Origin of the sequence: Uliginosibacterium paludis, from assembly GCF_039631355.1 — a bacterium.
GTDB classification, from domain to species: domain Bacteria; phylum Pseudomonadota; class Gammaproteobacteria; order Burkholderiales; family Rhodocyclaceae; genus Uliginosibacterium; species Uliginosibacterium paludis.
In genome coordinates this window covers 160,154-177,263 of record NZ_JBDIVF010000006.1, presented here as the reverse complement: position 1 = coordinate 177,263, position 17,110 = coordinate 160,154, and the positions used below count along the sequence as shown (strand labels likewise).

18 protein-coding genes and 3 tRNA genes are annotated in these 17,110 nt (G+C 64.8%); 12 read left to right on the top strand and 9 right to left on the bottom strand.

Features of this window, described 5'->3' with window-relative positions; genetic code table 11:
• From ABDB87_RS15295 to ABDB87_RS15280, 4 genes are all read right to left on the bottom strand, one after another.
• A partial coding sequence (locus ABDB87_RS15295; RefSeq protein ID WP_043003843.1) for a GTP-binding protein occupies window positions 1–83 on the bottom strand: 83 nt, incomplete at its 3' end.
• 45 nt (window positions 84–128) lie between these two features.
• Window positions 129–203: transfer RNA gene (locus ABDB87_RS15290), tRNA-Thr, on the bottom strand.
• A gap of 9 nt (window positions 204–212) precedes the next feature.
• A tRNA-Gly gene (locus ABDB87_RS15285) sits at window positions 213–286 on the bottom strand.
• 71 nt (window positions 287–357) lie between these two features.
• Window positions 358–443, bottom strand: a tRNA-Tyr gene (locus ABDB87_RS15280).
• 115 nt (window positions 444–558) lie between these two features.
• Here ABDB87_RS15280 and ABDB87_RS15275 point away from each other — a divergent pair.
• Complete coding sequence (locus ABDB87_RS15275; protein WP_345928604.1) at window positions 559–1,368, top strand: class I SAM-dependent methyltransferase; 810 nt, start codon at window positions 559–561, stop codon at window positions 1,366–1,368.
• Window positions 1,369–1,406: 38 nt separating this feature from the next.
• A complete protein-coding gene (locus ABDB87_RS15270) occupies window positions 1,407–2,117 on the top strand; it encodes a P-loop NTPase family protein (RefSeq protein WP_345928602.1) in 711 nt (236 codons plus the stop codon).
• A gap of 23 nt (window positions 2,118–2,140) precedes the next feature.
• On the opposite strand, the gene ABDB87_RS15265 is transcribed toward ABDB87_RS15270, so the two are convergent.
• Window positions 2,141–2,794: a response regulator gene (locus ABDB87_RS15265; protein WP_345928600.1), complete on the bottom strand. Its 654-nt coding sequence runs from the start codon at window positions 2,792–2,794 to the stop codon at window positions 2,141–2,143.
• A 194-nt stretch (window positions 2,795–2,988) separates the two neighbouring features.
• On the opposite strand from ABDB87_RS15265, the gene ABDB87_RS15260 reads away from it, so the two are divergent.
• The 4 genes from ABDB87_RS15260 to ABDB87_RS15245 are packed head-to-tail and all read left to right on the top strand — an operon-like array spanning window position 2,989 to window position 7,446.
• Window positions 2,989–3,984 (top strand): ABC transporter substrate-binding protein, encoded by a 996-nt coding sequence (locus ABDB87_RS15260; RefSeq protein WP_345928598.1) that lies wholly within the window; start codon window positions 2,989–2,991, stop codon window positions 3,982–3,984.
• Window positions 3,981–5,915, top strand: coding sequence for an ATP-binding response regulator (locus ABDB87_RS15255; RefSeq protein ID WP_345928596.1), 1,935 nt, complete (start codon window positions 3,981–3,983; stop codon window positions 5,913–5,915). The genes ABDB87_RS15260 and ABDB87_RS15255 overlap by 4 nt, the downstream gene beginning before the upstream one ends.
• Window positions 5,916–5,965: 50 nt before the next feature.
• Entirely contained in the window at window positions 5,966–6,361 is a 396-nt protein-coding gene (locus ABDB87_RS15250; protein ID WP_345928594.1) for a PhaM family polyhydroxyalkanoate granule multifunctional regulatory protein, read from the top strand.
• Window positions 6,358–7,446 (top strand): FIST signal transduction protein, encoded by a 1,089-nt coding sequence (locus ABDB87_RS15245; protein ID WP_345928592.1) that lies wholly within the window; start codon window positions 6,358–6,360, stop codon window positions 7,444–7,446. The genes ABDB87_RS15250 and ABDB87_RS15245 overlap by 4 nt, the downstream gene beginning before the upstream one ends.
• A 61-nt stretch (window positions 7,447–7,507) precedes the next feature.
• Here the strand turns inward: ABDB87_RS15245 and ABDB87_RS15240 are convergent, their stop codons facing one another.
• From ABDB87_RS15240 to ABDB87_RS15230, 3 genes are all read right to left on the bottom strand, one after another.
• Complete coding sequence (locus ABDB87_RS15240) at window positions 7,508–8,284, bottom strand: ABC transporter permease (RefSeq protein WP_345928590.1); 777 nt, start codon at window positions 8,282–8,284, stop codon at window positions 7,508–7,510.
• Window position 8,285: 1 nt separating this feature from the next.
• Window positions 8,286–9,065, bottom strand: a complete 780-nt coding sequence (locus tag ABDB87_RS15235) for an ABC transporter ATP-binding protein (RefSeq protein WP_345928588.1) — start codon at window positions 9,063–9,065, stop codon at window positions 8,286–8,288.
• 64 nt (window positions 9,066–9,129) lie between these two features.
• Window positions 9,130–10,161, bottom strand: a complete 1,032-nt coding sequence (locus ABDB87_RS15230; protein ID WP_345928585.1) for an ABC transporter substrate-binding protein — start codon at window positions 10,159–10,161, stop codon at window positions 9,130–9,132.
• A 334-nt stretch (window positions 10,162–10,495) separates the two neighbouring features.
• On the opposite strand from ABDB87_RS15230, the gene ABDB87_RS15225 reads away from it, so the two are divergent.
• On the top strand, window positions 10,496–11,494 hold the full coding sequence (locus ABDB87_RS15225; RefSeq protein WP_345928582.1) for a LysR substrate-binding domain-containing protein: 999 nt from the start codon (window positions 10,496–10,498) through the stop codon (window positions 11,492–11,494).
• Between the two features lie 49 nt (window positions 11,495–11,543).
• Here ABDB87_RS15225 and uraD read toward each other — a convergent pair whose 3' ends face one another.
• The gene (uraD, locus tag ABDB87_RS15220) at window positions 11,544–12,062 is read right to left on the bottom strand and encodes a 2-oxo-4-hydroxy-4-carboxy-5-ureidoimidazoline decarboxylase (RefSeq protein WP_345928581.1); all 519 of its coding nucleotides are present in this window, start codon (window positions 12,060–12,062) and stop codon (window positions 11,544–11,546) included.
• A 145-nt stretch (window positions 12,063–12,207) separates the two neighbouring features.
• On the opposite strand from uraD, the gene uraH reads away from it, so the two are divergent.
• The 5 genes from uraH to ABDB87_RS15195 all read left to right on the top strand — a co-directional run bounded on the left by uraH (window position 12,208) and on the right by ABDB87_RS15195 (window position 17,095).
• The gene (uraH, locus tag ABDB87_RS15215; RefSeq protein ID WP_345928580.1) at window positions 12,208–12,552 is read left to right on the top strand and encodes a hydroxyisourate hydrolase; all 345 of its coding nucleotides are present in this window, start codon (window positions 12,208–12,210) and stop codon (window positions 12,550–12,552) included.
• Between the two features lie 450 nt (window positions 12,553–13,002).
• On the top strand, window positions 13,003–14,220 hold the full coding sequence (locus ABDB87_RS15210; protein ID WP_345928578.1) for a urate hydroxylase PuuD: 1,218 nt from the start codon (window positions 13,003–13,005) through the stop codon (window positions 14,218–14,220).
• Window position 14,221: 1 nt separating this feature from the next.
• On the top strand, window positions 14,222–15,142 hold the full coding sequence (gene puuE, locus ABDB87_RS15205; protein ID WP_345928576.1) for an allantoinase PuuE: 921 nt from the start codon (window positions 14,222–14,224) through the stop codon (window positions 15,140–15,142).
• Between the two features lie 59 nt (window positions 15,143–15,201).
• On the top strand, window positions 15,202–15,963 hold the full coding sequence (gene tam, locus ABDB87_RS15200) for a trans-aconitate 2-methyltransferase (RefSeq protein WP_345928574.1): 762 nt from the start codon (window positions 15,202–15,204) through the stop codon (window positions 15,961–15,963).
• A gap of 166 nt (window positions 15,964–16,129) precedes the next feature.
• The gene (locus ABDB87_RS15195; protein WP_345928572.1) at window positions 16,130–17,095 is read left to right on the top strand and encodes an alpha/beta hydrolase; all 966 of its coding nucleotides are present in this window, start codon (window positions 16,130–16,132) and stop codon (window positions 17,093–17,095) included.
• Window positions 17,096–17,110 lie beyond the last annotated feature (15 nt).

Below are 17,110 nucleotides of genomic sequence, written 5' to 3'. Positions count from 1 at the left end.
AGCGTGGTCTTGCCGTGGTCAACGTGACCAATCGTGCCGACGTTCACGTGCGGCTTCGTACGTTCAAACTTTTCCTTGGCCATGATCTACCCCAATAAACCGAGCAAGCAGTTGAAAACAGAATCTAGTGGTGCCCTTGACGTGGATTGAACACGTGGCCTCTCCCTTACCAAGGGAGTGCTCTACCACTGAGCTACAAGGGCACTGCAAACTGGAGCGGGTGAAGGGAATCGAACCCTCGTCATAAGCTTGGAAGGCTTCTGCTCTACCATTGAGCTACACCCGCCTTACACACGAGCAATATACAATTCTCGCCCGCCACCCATTGCGCGCCACACGACGCACAACCTGTGAAACTGGTGGAGGAGGTTGGATTCGAACCAACGTAGGCGTAAGCCAACAGATTTACAGTCTGCCCCCTTTAGCCACTCGGGCACCCCTCCGGGAGAACGCAGAACTATAGAGATACCCGAATCGAGAGTCAAGCATCGAATCAAAAAAATATTGAACTCAACAAGCAGGAATGTCGTTACTCGTTTTTTCACCCCAGACCCAGCCATGCCCAGACATCTCCTGAAAGCCCTGGCAGCGCAAGTCGCCGGCTTTCTGATCATTTATTCGCTGGGGCACAGCGAATCACTGCCTGCGATGACTCTGATTCAACTTGCATTGATTCAGGGCGTGGTCGCGGCATCTGCCTCCGCCATCCTTCTCTGTCCGAAATGGTGGGCCTTCATCCATCTCGTTTTTTGTCCAGCGCTTGCACTTGCCATCCAGACCGGCATTCCGCCATGGGTATACGGACTTGCATTCGCCGTGCTGGCCCTGACCTACTGGAGCAGCTTCCGGACACAGGTTCCGCTCTATCTCTCAAACAAGCACACCGCCCACCGGATGCTCGCCTATCTGGGCAATCCCGCCGAACTGAAGCTGCTTGATATCGGTAGCGGGACAGGTGGTTTGCTGCGGCGGATCGCCCGCCTGAGACCAGCCTGGGATGTCCGTGGAATCGAGTCGGCCCCCGCCCCGTTCTGGATTTCGCGCTGGCTGGCCCGCCGCGAAGCGAGACTCACGTTTCACCGCGCGGATCTGTGGAAAATGCCGCTGGGCGACTTCGATGTCGTCTACGCCTTCCTGTCACCCGTACCGATGCCCGGCATCTGGCGCAAGGCAATCACGGAGATGAAACCAGGGAGTCTTCTTATCAGCAACAGCTTCGAGATCCCCGGCATCCAGCCTTTTGAAACCCTCCTCGTCGATGATTCGCGGCACACCCGTTTGTTCTGCTACCGGATTCCGGCCAAGCATCCGATAAGACGGAAAAACGGCTCTATTCCGGAATTCGTCCCGGGACCGACTGCCGCATGATTGGCGCAGCATCAACAGACTGGCGAAGGAGCGGCACGATGAAGGTCATCTCGATTCTGGGCAGCAAGGGTGGCTGCGGCAAGACAACCCTGTCGCACATGCTGTGCTACGGACTGGGTCTGCTCGGGCATCGGGCTGCGTTTGTGATGACAGACATCGGGCGCGAGCCGCCGCCTCAGGGCAAGCTGCCCTATGTGCATGCCGACGCCAGAAACGCAGACGCGCGCGAAAAGATCATTTCGGCACTCAAGTCCCGCGAAGGCTGGATCGGCGTTGTCGATGGCGGCGCGAACAGACCGACCGTCGACTTGGATGTCTGCCGGCTCTCTGATCTGGTGCTGCTGCCATTCCGTGACTCACAGGAAGACCTGCGCGTAGTCTGCCGTGACCTGGAGCGACTCCCCAGTGCGCTGGCGCTACCCTCGCAGTGGCCCACCAATCCCTGGCAATACAAGGCGTCGATCCGCTTGCTCGAGTCCTTCCCCGAACATCTCAGGCATCGCGTACTGGCACCGGTATTTGCCATTTCCGCCTCGAAACTGCTGCTGCAGGACGAGCCGGCAGAACGCCTGCCAACTTCGCTCAACAACGCCTGCAGGGCTGTTGCACGCTACTTCCTGGCCATTCTCGAGCACGGGCCCGAAGCGATCCCGGCCGAGCAGACTGCGCTCGCAGCCGCAAGGCGGATCGAACGCATCGTCGCCGCAAGAGAGGAAAAAAACAGCCGGGTGGGCCTGCACATGGCCTGAGCCCCCCCTCTCTTGGGGCTCACTCAGGCACGCAAGCCCTGCCGTGCCAGTACGACCAGCGCCTGGGCCCGATTGGGCACACCCAGCGCGCGAAGGATCGCCGAGCAATGCACCTTGATCGTACCCTCCGCCAGTCCGAGCAAGTCCGCGATTTCCCGGTTGGTTCGCCCTTCCACCATCAGTTCCATGACACGCGTCTGGGCGGCGGTGAGTCCGTACTGCTCGGAGAGTGAATCGATCCCCCTGCGCCGGACGACTCTCTGCATGACTGGCGCGGGCGCATCGAAATCGGGTGTCACCATCTGACCCCGTAACACTGCACGGATCGCAGCCACCAGTTCGCCGGATGACAGGGTCTTGGAAATGAAACCGGCCGCGCCGGCCTTGAGTGCCCGCTTGACGGAAGCCTCATCGGCCAGGGCAGACACCACCACGACCGGTACGGCGGGAAAACGGTGCGCCAGGATCGAAAGCAGGGAAAAACCGCTCATGTCCGGCAGCATCAGGTCGGTCAGGATCAGATCGAACTCGTGCCCGCTCTCGATGAGCGCCATCGCATCTGCCGCGCATCCGGCCTGGGCGTGCTCGCAGGTGCGATCGAGTTGCTCGAGCGCACGGACAAGCGCCTCCCGGACCAGCGCATGATCTTCAATGACCAGTACCCGACATGGCTCCATGAGTGTGTTCCGCCAGTTTTTTCAATTTGTTCAGCGCCTGATCTTACGCTGCCGGCGGCACTGTCCGAGGACGGGAGACGAAAGCCTTACCCTAATGGGCAGGATATTTTCCCGCAAACCCTGGCCTCCGGAGCCACCCCGATTCCGTGGGCTCTTGTATCCTCTGGCGAATGATCAATCCCGGAAAAGGCCGGATGGCCCGATGGACAGCCTGGCTGGTCGGCCACAAGTCGCCATCGTGGCACAAGGAAGCCATCCCGCAGCTCGCGGGCGCCTCCGGATCGATGGTCGTCCGCCGCCTTGCCCTGCTCTGCCTGCTGACGCTGCTCTGGCCCGTCAGGGCCCTCGCTGCCGGCTCCGTTGCCCTTGTCCTGGGTGACACCTCGGCCGCCTACCAGCAGTTCGCGAATGCTTTCGTCATCGCTCTGAAAAACAGCGCAGTGCAGATCACGCTGGTGGATCCGGAGCAGGCTCGCCGGGAACTGCCGCCGGGCACGCAGCTGGTTGTCGCTGCCGGCAGTCTGGCCGCAGAGGCACTCGAGCCCGCGACCTTTGGCGCACCGCTGGTGCTCGCGATGATTCCCCGTACAACCTATGACAGGGTCAAGGCACAGCGCACCGTCGCCGGAGGCGTACTGATCGACCAGCCCGCCGCACGCTATGTCAGGCTCGTTCGTACCGCGCTGCCCGAACACACCCGGATCGGTCTGCTCGCCGGCCGGGACAGCCGGGACAGCACGCAAGGCCTGATGGCTGCCGCCCGCGAACAGTCGATCAAGGCGCAAAGCGAATCGGTCGGCGACGAGAAGGAAATCTACCCCGCCATGCAACGGATGCTGGGCGATGACCTCGTCATTCTGGCCACGCCTGACACCACCATCTTCAACGCCCGGACCATCCCCAGCATTCTGCTCGGAGCGTTTCGTCACCAGGTCCCGGTGATCGGTTTTTCGCCGGCCTATCTGAATGCGGGCGCCACCGTTGCACTGTATTCCTCGCCCGAACAGATCGCCGCGCAAACGGCCGACATGGTGAGGGCCACGCTGGCAGGCAATGGCAACCCCGGAATGCAGTACCCCCAGAAATTCACGGTCGGCGTAAACGAGCGTGTTGCACGCTCGCTCGGACTGCGCCTGGAGGACAGCGCCGTGATCCGCGAGCGTCTTGAGAAACTGGAGCGCCAGCCATGAAGCTGAACTGGGATATCCGCACGCGCGTGCTGTTCGTGGCGCTCGTCCCGACCATCGTGCTGGGTCTGCTGCTCACCGCGCTGCTGACCTTCTCGCGCATCTCCGACCTGGAAGACGCGCTGAACCAGCGTGGCCGGGCACTGGCGCGACAGCTGTCGGCCACCGCCGAGTTCGGTCTCTTCTCCGGCAACAAGGATGCCTTGCAGCGGCTGGCCGCCTCGGCACTCAGCGCTGCCGATCTGTATGGCGTCGCGATCTATGACCGCGACGGCAGCCTGATGGCGGTCGCCGGTCTGCAGGTACACGCGCGGGACTCCGACACCTTCATCAGGCCCGGCAGCGAGGAAATCCGCAACGTCAGCAGTCAGATGCTGCGCATCGTCGAGCCGGTGCGCTACAGCCGTTCGCTGGATGACGATCCCTATACGCTGACGGGTGGCCCCGCCACGCAGGATCAGACCCTCGGAGAGGTGGTGGTCCTGATCTCGCGCGACACGCTGGAAAACCGGAAGCTCAACCAGATCGCCACCGCCTTTGCGACGCTGGCCCTGGTGCTGGCCGGCAGCATTGCCCTGGCCGTACTGATGAGTCGCTCGGTCAGCACGCCGATCCGGCGCATCGCCCAGGCCATGTCCGACATCGGCCGCGGCAACCTGACCACGCGTGTGCCGGTCGAAGGTGGCGGCTCGCTGCGGCGGCTCTCAGAAGGCGTCAACGAGATGGCCGCCCACCTCGCCATCGCGCGCGGCAACCTGGAGAGCCGGATCTCGGAAGCCACCCTGCAGCTGCGCGAGCGCACGGAAGAGGCCGAACGAGCCAACCTCGCCAAATCCCGCTTTCTGGCCTCCGCCAGCCATGACCTGCGTCAGCCGATGCACGCACTCGGGCTGTTCATCGCCGATCTCTCGCGCAAGGAGCACAGCCCGGACACCCGCATGCTGATCGAGCGCATCGCGGCTTCCGCCGAGGCCATGGAGAACCTGCTCGACAGCCTGCTCGACATCTCCAAGCTTGATGCCGGCGTAGTGAGCTCCTCGCCGCGCGGTTTCGCGCTGGGCCCGCTGTTCGAGCGCATCGGCAACGACTACACCCACGCCGCCAAGGAACGCGGGTTGCGCCTGCGCGTCCGCCCGACCTCGCTCTGGATTCACAGCGACCCCCTGCTCTTCGAGCGCATCCTGATCAATCTCGTCGGCAATGCGCTGCGCTACACCCCGCAGGGCGCGATCATGGTGACTGCGCGGCGCCGGGGCGGGCACGTACTGATCGAGGTCCGTGACAGTGGGGTCGGCATTGCGCAGGAAAACCAGTCCAGCATCTTCGTGGAGTTCGTCCAGCTGGACAACCCGGCACGCGACCGCTCCAAGGGTCTTGGCCTCGGGCTCGCCATCGTTCGCCGCCTGGCCGACCTGCTCTATCACCCGATCACCCTGCGCTCGGCTCCGGGCCGTGGCTCGGTATTCGGCGTCATGGTGCCGATGGCTGACGCGGAAACATCCAAGGTGCCGCAGGGCCTGCAGGAGCAGGATCTGCTCGGCCGCATCATCGTGATGGTCGATGACGATGCCCTGGCCCAGGAAAGCCTCGCCGGCCTGCTGCGCGCCTGGGGCTGCTTCGTGGTCGCCAGCGACAGCCTTGCCAGCGCACTCGATGCGCTGGAGGAAATGGAGGTCGAGCCGGAAATGGTCATCAGCGACTACCGGCTGCCTGGGCCGCACACCGGGCTGGACATCATCGCCCGCATGCGCGAGCGCTTCGGCGCAACGCTCCCTGCGCTGCTGCTGTCCGGCGACACCGGCCCGGAAACCCTGCAGGAAGCCACCGCGCGCCAAGTTCCGCTGCTGCACAAACCGGTCCGCCCGGCCAAGCTGCGTGCAGCCCTCTCCCATCTGCTGGGCCCGCGCCAGAACCATCACCTGCCGGAGGCCTGAGCCTCTGCCGGAAGCGCTATGATGGGGGCAGCCAGCTACGGAGCACTGCCATGTCCGCACCGAACGACACTCAGGAAGACGGTTTCGACTTCATCCGTCGCATGTGGGGCAACATGGGCTTCGGCCTGCCCGGCATGGTCACCCCCACGCTCGATGTGAATGAACTCGATCAGCGCATCAAGGATCTCAAGGCGGTCGAAGGCTGGCTGAAGATGAATCTCGGCATGCTCCAGATGACCATCCAGGGGCTGGAGGTCCAGCGTGCCACGCTGGCTGCCATGCAGGCGATGAGCAAGGCTGGACAGGACGGCGAGCCGCCCAATCCCTTTGCCAACCCGGCCCTCTGGAGCTGGCCTTTTACCCCTGCTCCGGCCACCGGAACAGAACAGCCCCCCGAATCCCCCGGCGCGGCCAAGCCCGCGCCCGATCAGACCGGACCACAATGACTTCACCCCGTTTCGCCAGTGCCTGGGCCAGCGCGTCAGGCTGGGAAGACGCCCTGCAGGGCGTGCTCGCCAGCCTGCCCAGACTTCCGCAAGCCAACCTCGGTTTCCTCTACGTCTCCGACCACTTCGCCTTTGCGCTGGACCCGCTCCTCAACCGGCTGCGCCAGCACACCGGCGTGCAGGAATGGATCGGCGCCACCGGCGTCGGCGTGCTGGGTCGCGAAGGCGCAGCACTTGACGCCCCCGGCCTGTCGGTCATGCTGGGAGCATTTCCGCTCGACTGCTTCCGGGTGTTCTCCGGGCGCAAGCCCTTGCCGCGGGATTTTTCCGCCTACGCCGCGCTGGTTCATGGTGACCCGCTGACGCCCGACATGAGCGAGCTGGTCAGTGACATGAGCCACAAGATCCGCGGAGGCAGCCTGGCTGGCGGACTGGCCAGCGCCCGCCAGCAAGCCTGGCACATCGCCGAAGCGCCGCTCACCGGCGGCCTGTCCGGCGTAGCGTTCAACGACCGCATCCAGATGCTCACCGGCCTCAGTCAGGGCTGCCTGCCGCTGCCGGGGAGCTGGCATGTGACGGCCGCGCAGGACAGCCTCATCGAGCGCATCGACGGCCGCCCCGCCACCGAGGTTTTCCGGGAAGCCGCCGGGCCGGCGCTGGGCGCGGACCTGCGCCGGGCCGTCAACACCCTGCTCGTCGGTCTGACCGATGACGATCAGGACCGGCGGCAGTTTGCGGCGCGTCGCATCGTGGCCATCGACCTGCGCAGCGGCAAGCTGGCCATCAACGAGTCGGTCAGCAAGGGGCAGAGCCTGCTCTTTCTGAAGCGGGACGAAGAAGCGGCCCGCCAGGACCTGCTCCAGATGCTGCACGACCTGCGTGACGCCTGCCCCCGCCCGCCTGCCGGCGGCATCTACGTGAGCTGCGCCGGGCGCGGCGGCATCATGTTCGACAGCGATGACGCCGAGGTCAGCATGATCCGCGAGGTGTTCGGCGACATTCCGCTCGCCGGCTTCTTTGCCGCCGGCGAGATTGCGGGCAGCCGTCTTTTCGGCCAGACCGGCACGCTGACCCTCTTCGTCTGAACGCCGCCCGAAAACAGAGGGGCCGCACCAGGCGGCCCCTCGCTTGCCATTCGCCGGCTCGTCAGTGCGCGGCGTTCTGCCCGCGACTTGCCCAACCGGTAATCCGGCGCTCCAGCAAGGCAAAGAGCTCGTACATCACGACCCCCATGATGCCGATCACGACCAGTCCGGCAAATACCAGCGGCATGTTCATCGATGAGCTCGCACTCATCATGAGGTAGCCGATGCCGACGTTGGAGGCGACGGTCTCCGACATCACCGAGCCCACGAAGGCGAGCGTGATCGCCACCTTCAGCGAGGCGAAGAAGAAGGGCATGGAGCGCGGCAGGCCGACCTTCTTCAGGATGTCCAGCCGCGACGCGCCCAGCGAGCGCAGCACGTCCTCCAGCTCCGGCTCGAGCGTGGAGAGCCCGGTGGCGACATTCACCACCACCGGGAAGAAGGAGATCAGGAAGGCGGTCAGGATCGCCGGCACCGTTCCGATGCCGAACCACACCACCAGCACCGGCACGAAGGCCACCTTGGGCACGCTGTTGAAGCCGACCAGCATCGGGTAGAGCGCCTTGTAGATCAGCGGCGAGGAGCCGACGACCATGCCCAGCAGCGCGCCGAAGATGACCGCCACGGCAAAGCCGGCAAGCGTGGTAATCAGCGTGTGGGTGGCGTGCTCCATGATCGGCGCCGCCATCGCGAGCCCCGTCTGCCAGATCGCGGAGGGCGCAGGCATCAGGAAGGAAGGAATCGCAAAGCCGCGGCAGACCGCCTCCCAGCTGACCACCACCAGCAGGGTCAGGATCCAGGGGGCCAGACGACTGACGGTTCGTGAAGACAGTCTCATCTCAGCTCTCCCTCACCCGGCCGATGGCTTCGCGCAGCACATGCACATGCGCCGAGAAGGCATCGGTATAGGTCACTTCCAGATCCCGCGGGCGTGGCAGGTCGATCTGGCGCTGGACGAGGATGCGCCCGGGCCGCTTGCTCATGACATACACGGTATCGGCAAGGAACACGGCCTCGCGCAGATCATGCGTGACCAGCACGATGGTGAAAGGCTGCTGCTGCCAGAGGTCGCGCAGCATGCACCAGAGCTCTTCACGGGTGAAGGCGTCCAGCGCACCGAAGGGCTCGTCGAGCATCAGCAGGCGCGGCTTGTGGATCAGAGCCCGGCAGATCGAGGCACGCTGCTGCATGCCGCCCGAAAGCTCCCACGGGAATTTGTCTTCGAAGCCCGCCAGCCCGACGCGCTTGAGCTGCTCGCGCGCCAGCGCCTCGAACTCGGCGCGCTTGCTGCGGAACTGGCTGCGGTAAGGCTCCACGATTTCCAGCGGCAGCATCACGTTTTCCAGCGTGGTGCGCCAGGGCAGCAGATTGGCCGCCTGGAAAGCCATGCCGACAATGCCAAGCGGGCCACCCACCTGGCGTCCATTGACATAGACATAACCTTCCGAAGGCCCCTTGAGGCCGGAGACCAGTTTCATCAACGTGGACTTGCCGCAACCCGAAGGCCCGACCACCGCCACGAACTCGCCCTCCTCGATCTTCAGACTGACGTCCTCGATCGCTTTCGGCCCATCCTCGCTATAGCGCAGGCTGACCTGCTCGAACTCCACGAAACTCATATCGCACTCTCTGTTGTTCCTGTGCGGGCAGGCCCATGCCTGCCCGTATTCCCCTCATGCAGCCTTACTTGATCATGCGGTCCGCCTTGGGCGGCAGGAAAGCAGGGTTGAAGAGCGCAGCAGCGTCGGGCATGGCCTTCAGGTTGTAGGCCACCATGGTTTCAGCCAGCGAGCGCTTCATGCGCTCCTCGGTCACGCCGCCCAGGCCGTTGGCCCTGGTCTCGGGTGTCACGACCACTTCGGACATCGCCATCTTCAGGCGACGGGTTTCCAGCGCCAGGTCGGCCAGCGAATCCTGCTTCTTCACGAAGGTCGCGGCTTCATCCGGGTTGGCGATGGTTTCCTTCAGCGCCTTGTTGAAGGCACGCAGAAAACCTTCGACAGCCTTGGGCTTCTCGGCAATCAGCTTCGGCGACGAGATGATGGCGTTGCCATACAGATCCACGCCGTTGTTGTTGTAGAGCATCACGTTGAGGTCGGAGGCCTTTACGCCACGCGCTTCAAGGCTCAGCACACTGGTGAAGGAGAAGCCGGTGATGCCATCCACTTCGCCACGGGCCAGCAGGGTCTCGCGGATCGCCGGATCCACGCTCTGCCATTTCACCGCGGCCGGATCGATGTTGTTGGACTTGGCAAAGGCCGGGAAAGCCTTGCGGCCGGCATCGAACACCGGAGCGGCCAGGGTCTTGCCGACCACGTCAGCCGGCTTGGCAATGCCGGATTTCTTCAGCGTGACCACGGCGGCCGGCGTGAAGTTGTAGACCATGTAGACCGCCTGCAGCTTCGAGGCGGGGTTGCTGGCGTCATGCTCGACCAGCGCGTTGAAGTCCACGAAGCCCATGTCATAGGCGCCGGTGGCCACACGGGTCACCGCGCCGGCCGACCCCGCGCCCGCGTCGATCGTCACATCAAGCCCTTCGGCCTCGAAGTAACCCTTGGCCTTGGCCATCAGGAAAGGGGCCGACGGACCTTCGAAGCGCCAGTCGAGCGTGAACTTGATCTTGGTGAGCTCGGCGGCCATCGAACCGGCGGCCAGGCTGCCCAGCGCAAGTGCAAGGAAAGCTCGTCGGACCGTACGTGCGGCAGTGTTCTTCATGGGTACTGACTCCTTCATGGATGGGAAACGACTCCCGCCATTCAGCAATGGTCATGCCATGCCCCGTCGCAGCCCTGACCGGCTCCGCCCCGTCCGTACGCACCAGCACGGTGCCCGTGACGACAAAACCGGCCCGAAACCGGGTCCGCCGGCACCGGAACGGATCATCGGAACGTCTCCGGCAGTGCAGAAAGGCAGATCGGATATGGTTGGCATAAGTCATCACATATAAGCCGGACGGCCTGCCGCCGGAGCACGCCCGCCGAATACCCGCCCTACTGCACCGCATGGCACGCCCCTTGCTGATTGCATCCCATCAACAAGGAGAACAAGCATGTCGGCTGCTACACAATGGGATTCCATCGACGTCCATCTGCTGCGGGTGCTGCACCTGCTGCTCACGGAATGCAGCGTGTCGCGCGCCGCACGCAGGCTCAACCAGTCGCAGCCCGCGGTCAGCACGGCACTTCGCCGCCTGCGCGACCTCACCGGTGACCCGCTCCTTGTCCGCAGCAAGAACGGCATGACGCCGACCGAACGTGGTGCAGCGCTGCTCGAACCGGTGCGTCAGGCACTGGCCAGCATCGAAACCATCGCCACCGGCCAGACCCGTTTTGATCCGGCCACCACCCGCCGCACCTTCAACGTGGCAACACCCGATTACCTCGACCCGGCACTGCTGGGCCGCATCATGGCGCGCTTTCACAGCCTGGCGCCGCATGCGCAAGTGGTCTTCCACTCCTTCAGCCCGGAGCAGGATTTCGCCGGTGCGCTGGCCGAAGGCCGCCTCGACGTGGTGATCGGCAACTGGCCGCATCCGCCGGAGCAGCTGCGCCTGTCGCCGCTCTTCGAGGAAGAAGTCGTCTGCATGATGCGGGAAGACCATCCACTGGCCGGTCGGCCGCTGACCACCAAGAGCTACCTCGATGCCGAGCACCTTGCGCCGACGCCCTACTCGGTCGGCCAGCGCGGCGTGATCGACATGCACCTCGCACGCGAACGCCTCAAGCGCAACATCGTGGCCTGGGTGCCCTACTTCAGCATGGCGCCCTACATGGTGCTGGAGTCGGACATGATCTTCAGCTGCCCGCGCTCCTTCGCCGAACATTTCGCACGTCGCCTGCCGCTGGCCCTCGCACGCTCGCCGATCGACTACCCGCCGATGGCCTTCTACCTGCTGTGGCACGACCGCTCGCACTACGCCGAGGAATGCCGCTGGTTCCGCGAACAGGTGATTGCCGTCGCCCGCCAGAGCAGCCAGCCGGTCGCACCGGTACGCACCCTGCCTTCCACACCGACCTCCCAGCGCATGCCCGCACTTGGCCTGTGCTGATGTTGAAGCCGGATGCAGGCTGCAACCTGCATCCGGCCCCCTCGGGGATTCAGGCGGAAGGGAAGCGCTCCGCCAGACGCAGCGAAGCGATCCGGGCGATCTGGTTCAGCGCCTCGGCAAATTCGGTCTGCGGCGAGTTTTCAAGCCGTTCGGCAAAGCGCTCGATGATGCCGGCACGGTCCAGACCACGGACGGCCAGAATGAAGGGAAAGCCGAAGCGCGCGTTGTACTGCGCGTTGAGCGCCTGCAGCCGGGCAAATTCTTCCGGCGAACATTTGTCGAGTCGGGCGCCGGATTGCTCGCGCGTCGACGCTTCAGTGAGTTCCCCCGCCACCGCCGCCCGGCCGGCAAGCTCCGGATGGGCCCGGATCAGCGCGAGCTGCTCCTCGTGCGAGGCCTGCATCATCACGCTCACCATCGCCTCCCGCAGGGCCTCGATGTCCGCAAACGGACGACGCAGCCAGGCACGCTCGGCGACCCAGGGCGAATGTTCGAAAATGCCTTCCAGCGCTTGGACGAATTCCGCGCGTTCCAGCCCGGAAACCTGATCGATTGCGGCAATCTGCATGGGGGAAAACTCGTGTCTGTTTGTACCAGCTTATGTGCTGCGCCGGCGGGCCGGCAATCCGGAGCGGTGAATAACCTCTATGCGACAGTCCGCGCCGGCGGCTTCCCTATAATCGGGCTCGTAGACTGACAGGAGCATGACAAGCATGGGCCGCCTCAGCACCCACGTACTGGATACCGCACACGGCTGTCCCGCAGCCGGCATGCGTTTCGCGCTTTTCCGCGAGGGAAGCCGCGACGCGATCATCACCGGCGCGACCAATGCCGACGGCCGCAGCGACGCACCGCTGCTCTCGGGCGAACTCGAACCCGGCCGCTACACGCTGGTCTTCGACGTCGCCCCCTATTTCAGAAGCCGCGGCCTCACGCTGCCGGAGCCCCCTTTCCTCGACCAGGTCAGCCTCGCCTTCGGCATCGCCGACCCGGCCGGCCACTACCATGTGCCGCTGCTGGTCTCGCCCTGGGCGTATTCGACGTATCGGGGGTCGTAAATTCAGTGCTGGGTGCTGGGTGCTGGGTGCTGGGTGCTGGGTGCTGGGTGCTGGGTGCTGGGTGCTGCAATCAGTGTAATGGTGGGTCATGCCTGAAAACAGGTTGAATGATTTTGCAGGAATGAAGCAAAGGAAGCGGGAAGCGTAGCGAGCGCCTCGAGGCTGCGAGGAGAAACACAGCCGTACTCGGGTACGGTGAGCATCGCAGTCACAGGATCGGGCGCGCAGCAGCTTCCCGCCCCTTTGCTTGCCGGGCAGCCGGCGTAGCGAGCGGCCCGAGGCTGTGACGAGAAGCGCAGCCGTACTCGAGTACGGCGAGCATCGCAGTCGCAGGATCGGGGCGCGCAGTAGCCGGATGCCCGGCAAGAACACGTGCACGACGAAATCGGGTTGAGCCGGGTCGTGCGGGGGCCGCGTCAAAAGGCGCCCGGTTTGTCAGGAGCAGTACACATGGAGCTTTCTTATCTGATCGATGCCGCCAGCATGCTGCTGCGCTGGCTTCACCTGATCGTGGGCATTGCCTGGATCGGCGCGTCGTTCTACTTCGTCTGGCTGGACAACAGCCTGAAGCCGCCAACCGATCCGAAGCTGATCGAGGACGGTGTGGGCGGCGAGCTGTGGGCCATGCACGGCGGCGGTTTCTACAATCCGCAGAAATACGCCAACACCCCGAAGCATCTGCCGGAAGACCTGCACTTCTTCTTCTGGCCGAGCTACACCACCTGGATCACCGGCTTCCTGCTGATCTCGGTGATGTACTACTTCCAGGCCGCGACCTTCATGGTCGATCCGTCCGTCTCGTCGATCACGCCGGCCCAGTCGGTGGGCATCGGCATCGCCACGCTGGTGATCGGCTGGGTCGTGTATGACCAGCTCGCCCGTCTGCTCATCGAGCGCAGCCAGCTGCTGTTCGCCGTGCTGTATGTGGCCTTCGTGACGCTCGTGGCCTTCACGCTGACCCATCTGCTGGCTGGCCGCGCGGCCTACATCCATGTGGGCGCGATGATCGCCACCACGATGAGCGCCAACGTGTTCTTCTGGATCATCCCGGCACAGCGCCGGCAGGTGGCCGTCATGAAGCAGGGCGGCGAAGTACCGGCGATCTGGGGCAAGCGCGCCAAGCAGCGCAGCTACCACAACAACTACCTCACGCTGCCGGTGCTGTTCGCGATGATCAGCAACCACTACGCCAGCACCTACAGCCACCCGCATGCCTGGGCGGTGCTGATCCTGATCATGCTGGGCGCGGTGCTGATCCGCCACTTCTTCAACCTGCGTCACAAGGGCGTGTACCGCTGGGAGTTCCCCATCGTCGGCATGGCGATCATCCTGGGCGTGCTGGTGTGGATTGCGCCCAAGCCGCATCCGCAAGCGGTGGCACCTGCCTCCGGCACGGCGGCCAGCACGGCGCCTGCCGCACCGACGCTGGACGAGATCACGAAGATCGCGGTCGAGCGCTGTTCCGGCTGCCATGCCGAGCATCCCACGATCATGCCGGTGGCACAGATGGGCGTGATGCTCGACACGCCGGAGCGCGTCAAGCAGCATGCCCAGCGCATCTATGAGCGTGCAGTGCAGCTCAAGAACATGCCGCTTGCCAACATGACCAAGATGACCGACGACGAGCGCGCGCGCATCGCCGCCTGGTATGCAGCAGGAGCGAAATGAGATGAGTGCCGGCTACCCGCGTGACCTCGTCGGCTACGGCCGCCACCTGCCCCAGGCCCAGTGGCCGGGGCAGGCGAAAATCGCCGTCCAGTTCGTGCTCAATTACGAGGAAGGCGGCGAGAACAGCGTGCTGCACGGTGACGCGGGCAGCGAGCAGTTCCTCTCCGAAATGTTCAACCCGCCGGCCTTTCCGGATCGCCATCTGAGCATGGAGTCGATCTATGAATACGGCTCGCGGGCGGGTGTGTGGCGCATCCTGCGCGAGTTCGAGAAACGCGGCCTGCCGCTCACGGTGTTCGGCGTGTCGATGGCGCTCGCCCGGCACCCCGAGCTGACCGCCGCCTTCCGCGAGCTGGGGCATGAAATCGCTTGTCATGGCTGGCGCTGGATCAACTACCAGACCATCGATGAGGCGACCGAGCGCGAGCACATGAAGATCGGCATGGAGATCATCGAGCGGCTCACCGGCGAACGCGCGCTGGGCTGGTACACCGGCCGTGATTCGCCCAACACCCACCGGCTGGTGGCCGACTACGGTGGCTTCCTCTACGACAGCGACTACTACGGTGACGACCTGCCGTTCTGGATGCCGGTGAAGAAAACCGATGGCGAAACAGTGCAGCAGCTCATCGTGCCCTACACGATGGACACCAATGACATGCGCTTCGGCCTGCCCCAGGGCTTCTCGCAAGGGGCGGACTTCTTCACCTACCTGCGTGACACCTTCGACGTGCTCTACGCCGAGGGCGAAGACTGCCCGAAGATGATGAGCATCGGCATGCACTGCCGCCTGCTCGGCCGGCCGGGCCGCATGAAAGCCCTGATCGACTTTCTGGATCACATCGAGAAACACGATCGGGTCTGGGTCACCCGCCGTGTCGACATCGCCCGCCACTGGCGCGAGAAGTTCCCGGCGGCCTGAGGGCGCGGCCACGGCCGGGGCGGCGTAAGCTCGGGGCTTTGCGCCAGGAGGACGCCGCCATGCCGGTCTGGGACGACAGGCAATACCTGAAATTCGCCGATGAGCGCACCCGGCCGGCCCGCGAACTGCTGGCCCGGGTGCCGCTGGAAGCCCCGGCCGAGGTCGTCGACCTCGGCTGCGGGCCCGGCAACTCCACCGCGCTCTTGCATGAGCGCTGGCCGCAGGCACGCCTCACCGGCGTCGACAGCTCCCCCGAAATGCTTGCCCGCGCCCGGCTGGACAGGCCGGACATCCACTGGCTCGAAGCCGACATCGCAAGCTGGACGCCGGCCCGCGCGCCGGACCTCATCTTCGCCAACGCCGTGCTGCAGTGGCTGCCCGATCACCCCGCGCTCCTGCCCCGGCTCTTCGGCCTGCTCGCCCCCGGTGGCGTGCTGGCGATCCAGATGCCCGACAACTTCGACGAGCCCAGCCACGCCTGGATGCGCAATCTGCCGGGGCCGTGGTCAGAGGCGCTGCAGACCGTGCGACAGGGGCCGCGCGTGCTGCAGGCGGGGCACTACTACGACCTGCTGGCGCCGCACGCCAGAAGTGTCGAGCTCTGGCACACCCGCTACGAACACGTCATGGCGGACGCCGCCGCAATCGTGGACTGGGTCAAGGGCACCGGTCTGCGCCCTTACCTCGAAGCCCTGCCCGCCAGCCAGCGCGCGGCCTATGAAGCGGCCTACCTCGCCGCCCTCGACACGGCCTATCCGCCGCGCAGCGATGGCCGCCGGCTGTTCTCCTTTCCGCGGATCTTCCTCGTCGCCCGTCGCTAGGCGCCCTCCACCCGACTCCCGACTCCCAACTCCCGACTCCCGACTCCCGACTCCCGACTCCCGATGATAGGGACATACCCTGTCTTGCCCCTTACCAAGCTGTCAGACATTGTTTGCATAATTCGCTCAGATTCCCGCGATTTGTTTGACAACAAAGGAGCAAGAGATGAAAGCGCTGTGCCGCCATATCCTGAGGCTCGCCCTGCTGGGCGGGCTGTGTGTCACCGGCTTCGCCCAGGCCGCCGCGCTGCGCGACGGCCAGCAGATTCCGCTCTGGCCGGGTAGCGCACCCGGCTCGGAAAAGCTCACCATCCAGGCCACGATCACCGAGCGCAGCAAGAATCCCTACAACCCGGACCGCATCATCCAGGGCATCACGAAGCCCGACATGATCGCCTTCGTGCCCGAGAAGCCGAATGGCACGGCACTGATCGCCGCCCCCGGCGGCGCCTATCTGCGCGAGGTGCTGGACAAGGAGGCGGTGGAGATCGCCCGCCTCTATGCCGCCCAGGGCATCACGGTCTTCGTGCTGACCTACCGCCTGCCCGGCGAAGGTCATGCGCAGCGCAGTGATGTGACGCTGAAGGACGCCCAGCGCGCGGTACGCCTGGTGCGCGCCAACGCGAAGGACTGGGGCCTGGACCCGGCCCGGATCGGCTTCATGGGCTTCTCGGCCGCCGGCCACATGGCCGCCCTGCTCGGCGCGAAGTTCGACAGCACGGTGTATCCCGCAGTAGACGGCAGCGACAAGCTCAGCGCGCGGCCGGACTTCCTGATGCTGCTCTACCCGGTGGTTTCGATGGAAGCCGGCGTGAGCCATGCCGACACCCGCAAGGCCCTGCTCGGCCCGGAGCCCACCCGTGCCCAGGAAGAGGCCTACTCGGCGGATCGCCATGTCACCAAAGCCTCGCCGCCCACACTGCTGATCCTGGCGGACGATGACGCCGACGTGCCCACCGAGAACGCCATCCGCTACTACCAGGCGCTCAAGCGCGCCGGCGTGCCGGCCGAGATGCACATCTTTGCCCAGGGCAAGCACGGCTTCTCGGTGAAATTCACCAAGGGGCTGCCGGTCGCGGTGTGGCCGGAAACAGGGCTCACCTGGATCCGGGCCATGAAGATGATGCCCTGAACGCCGGACGCCGCC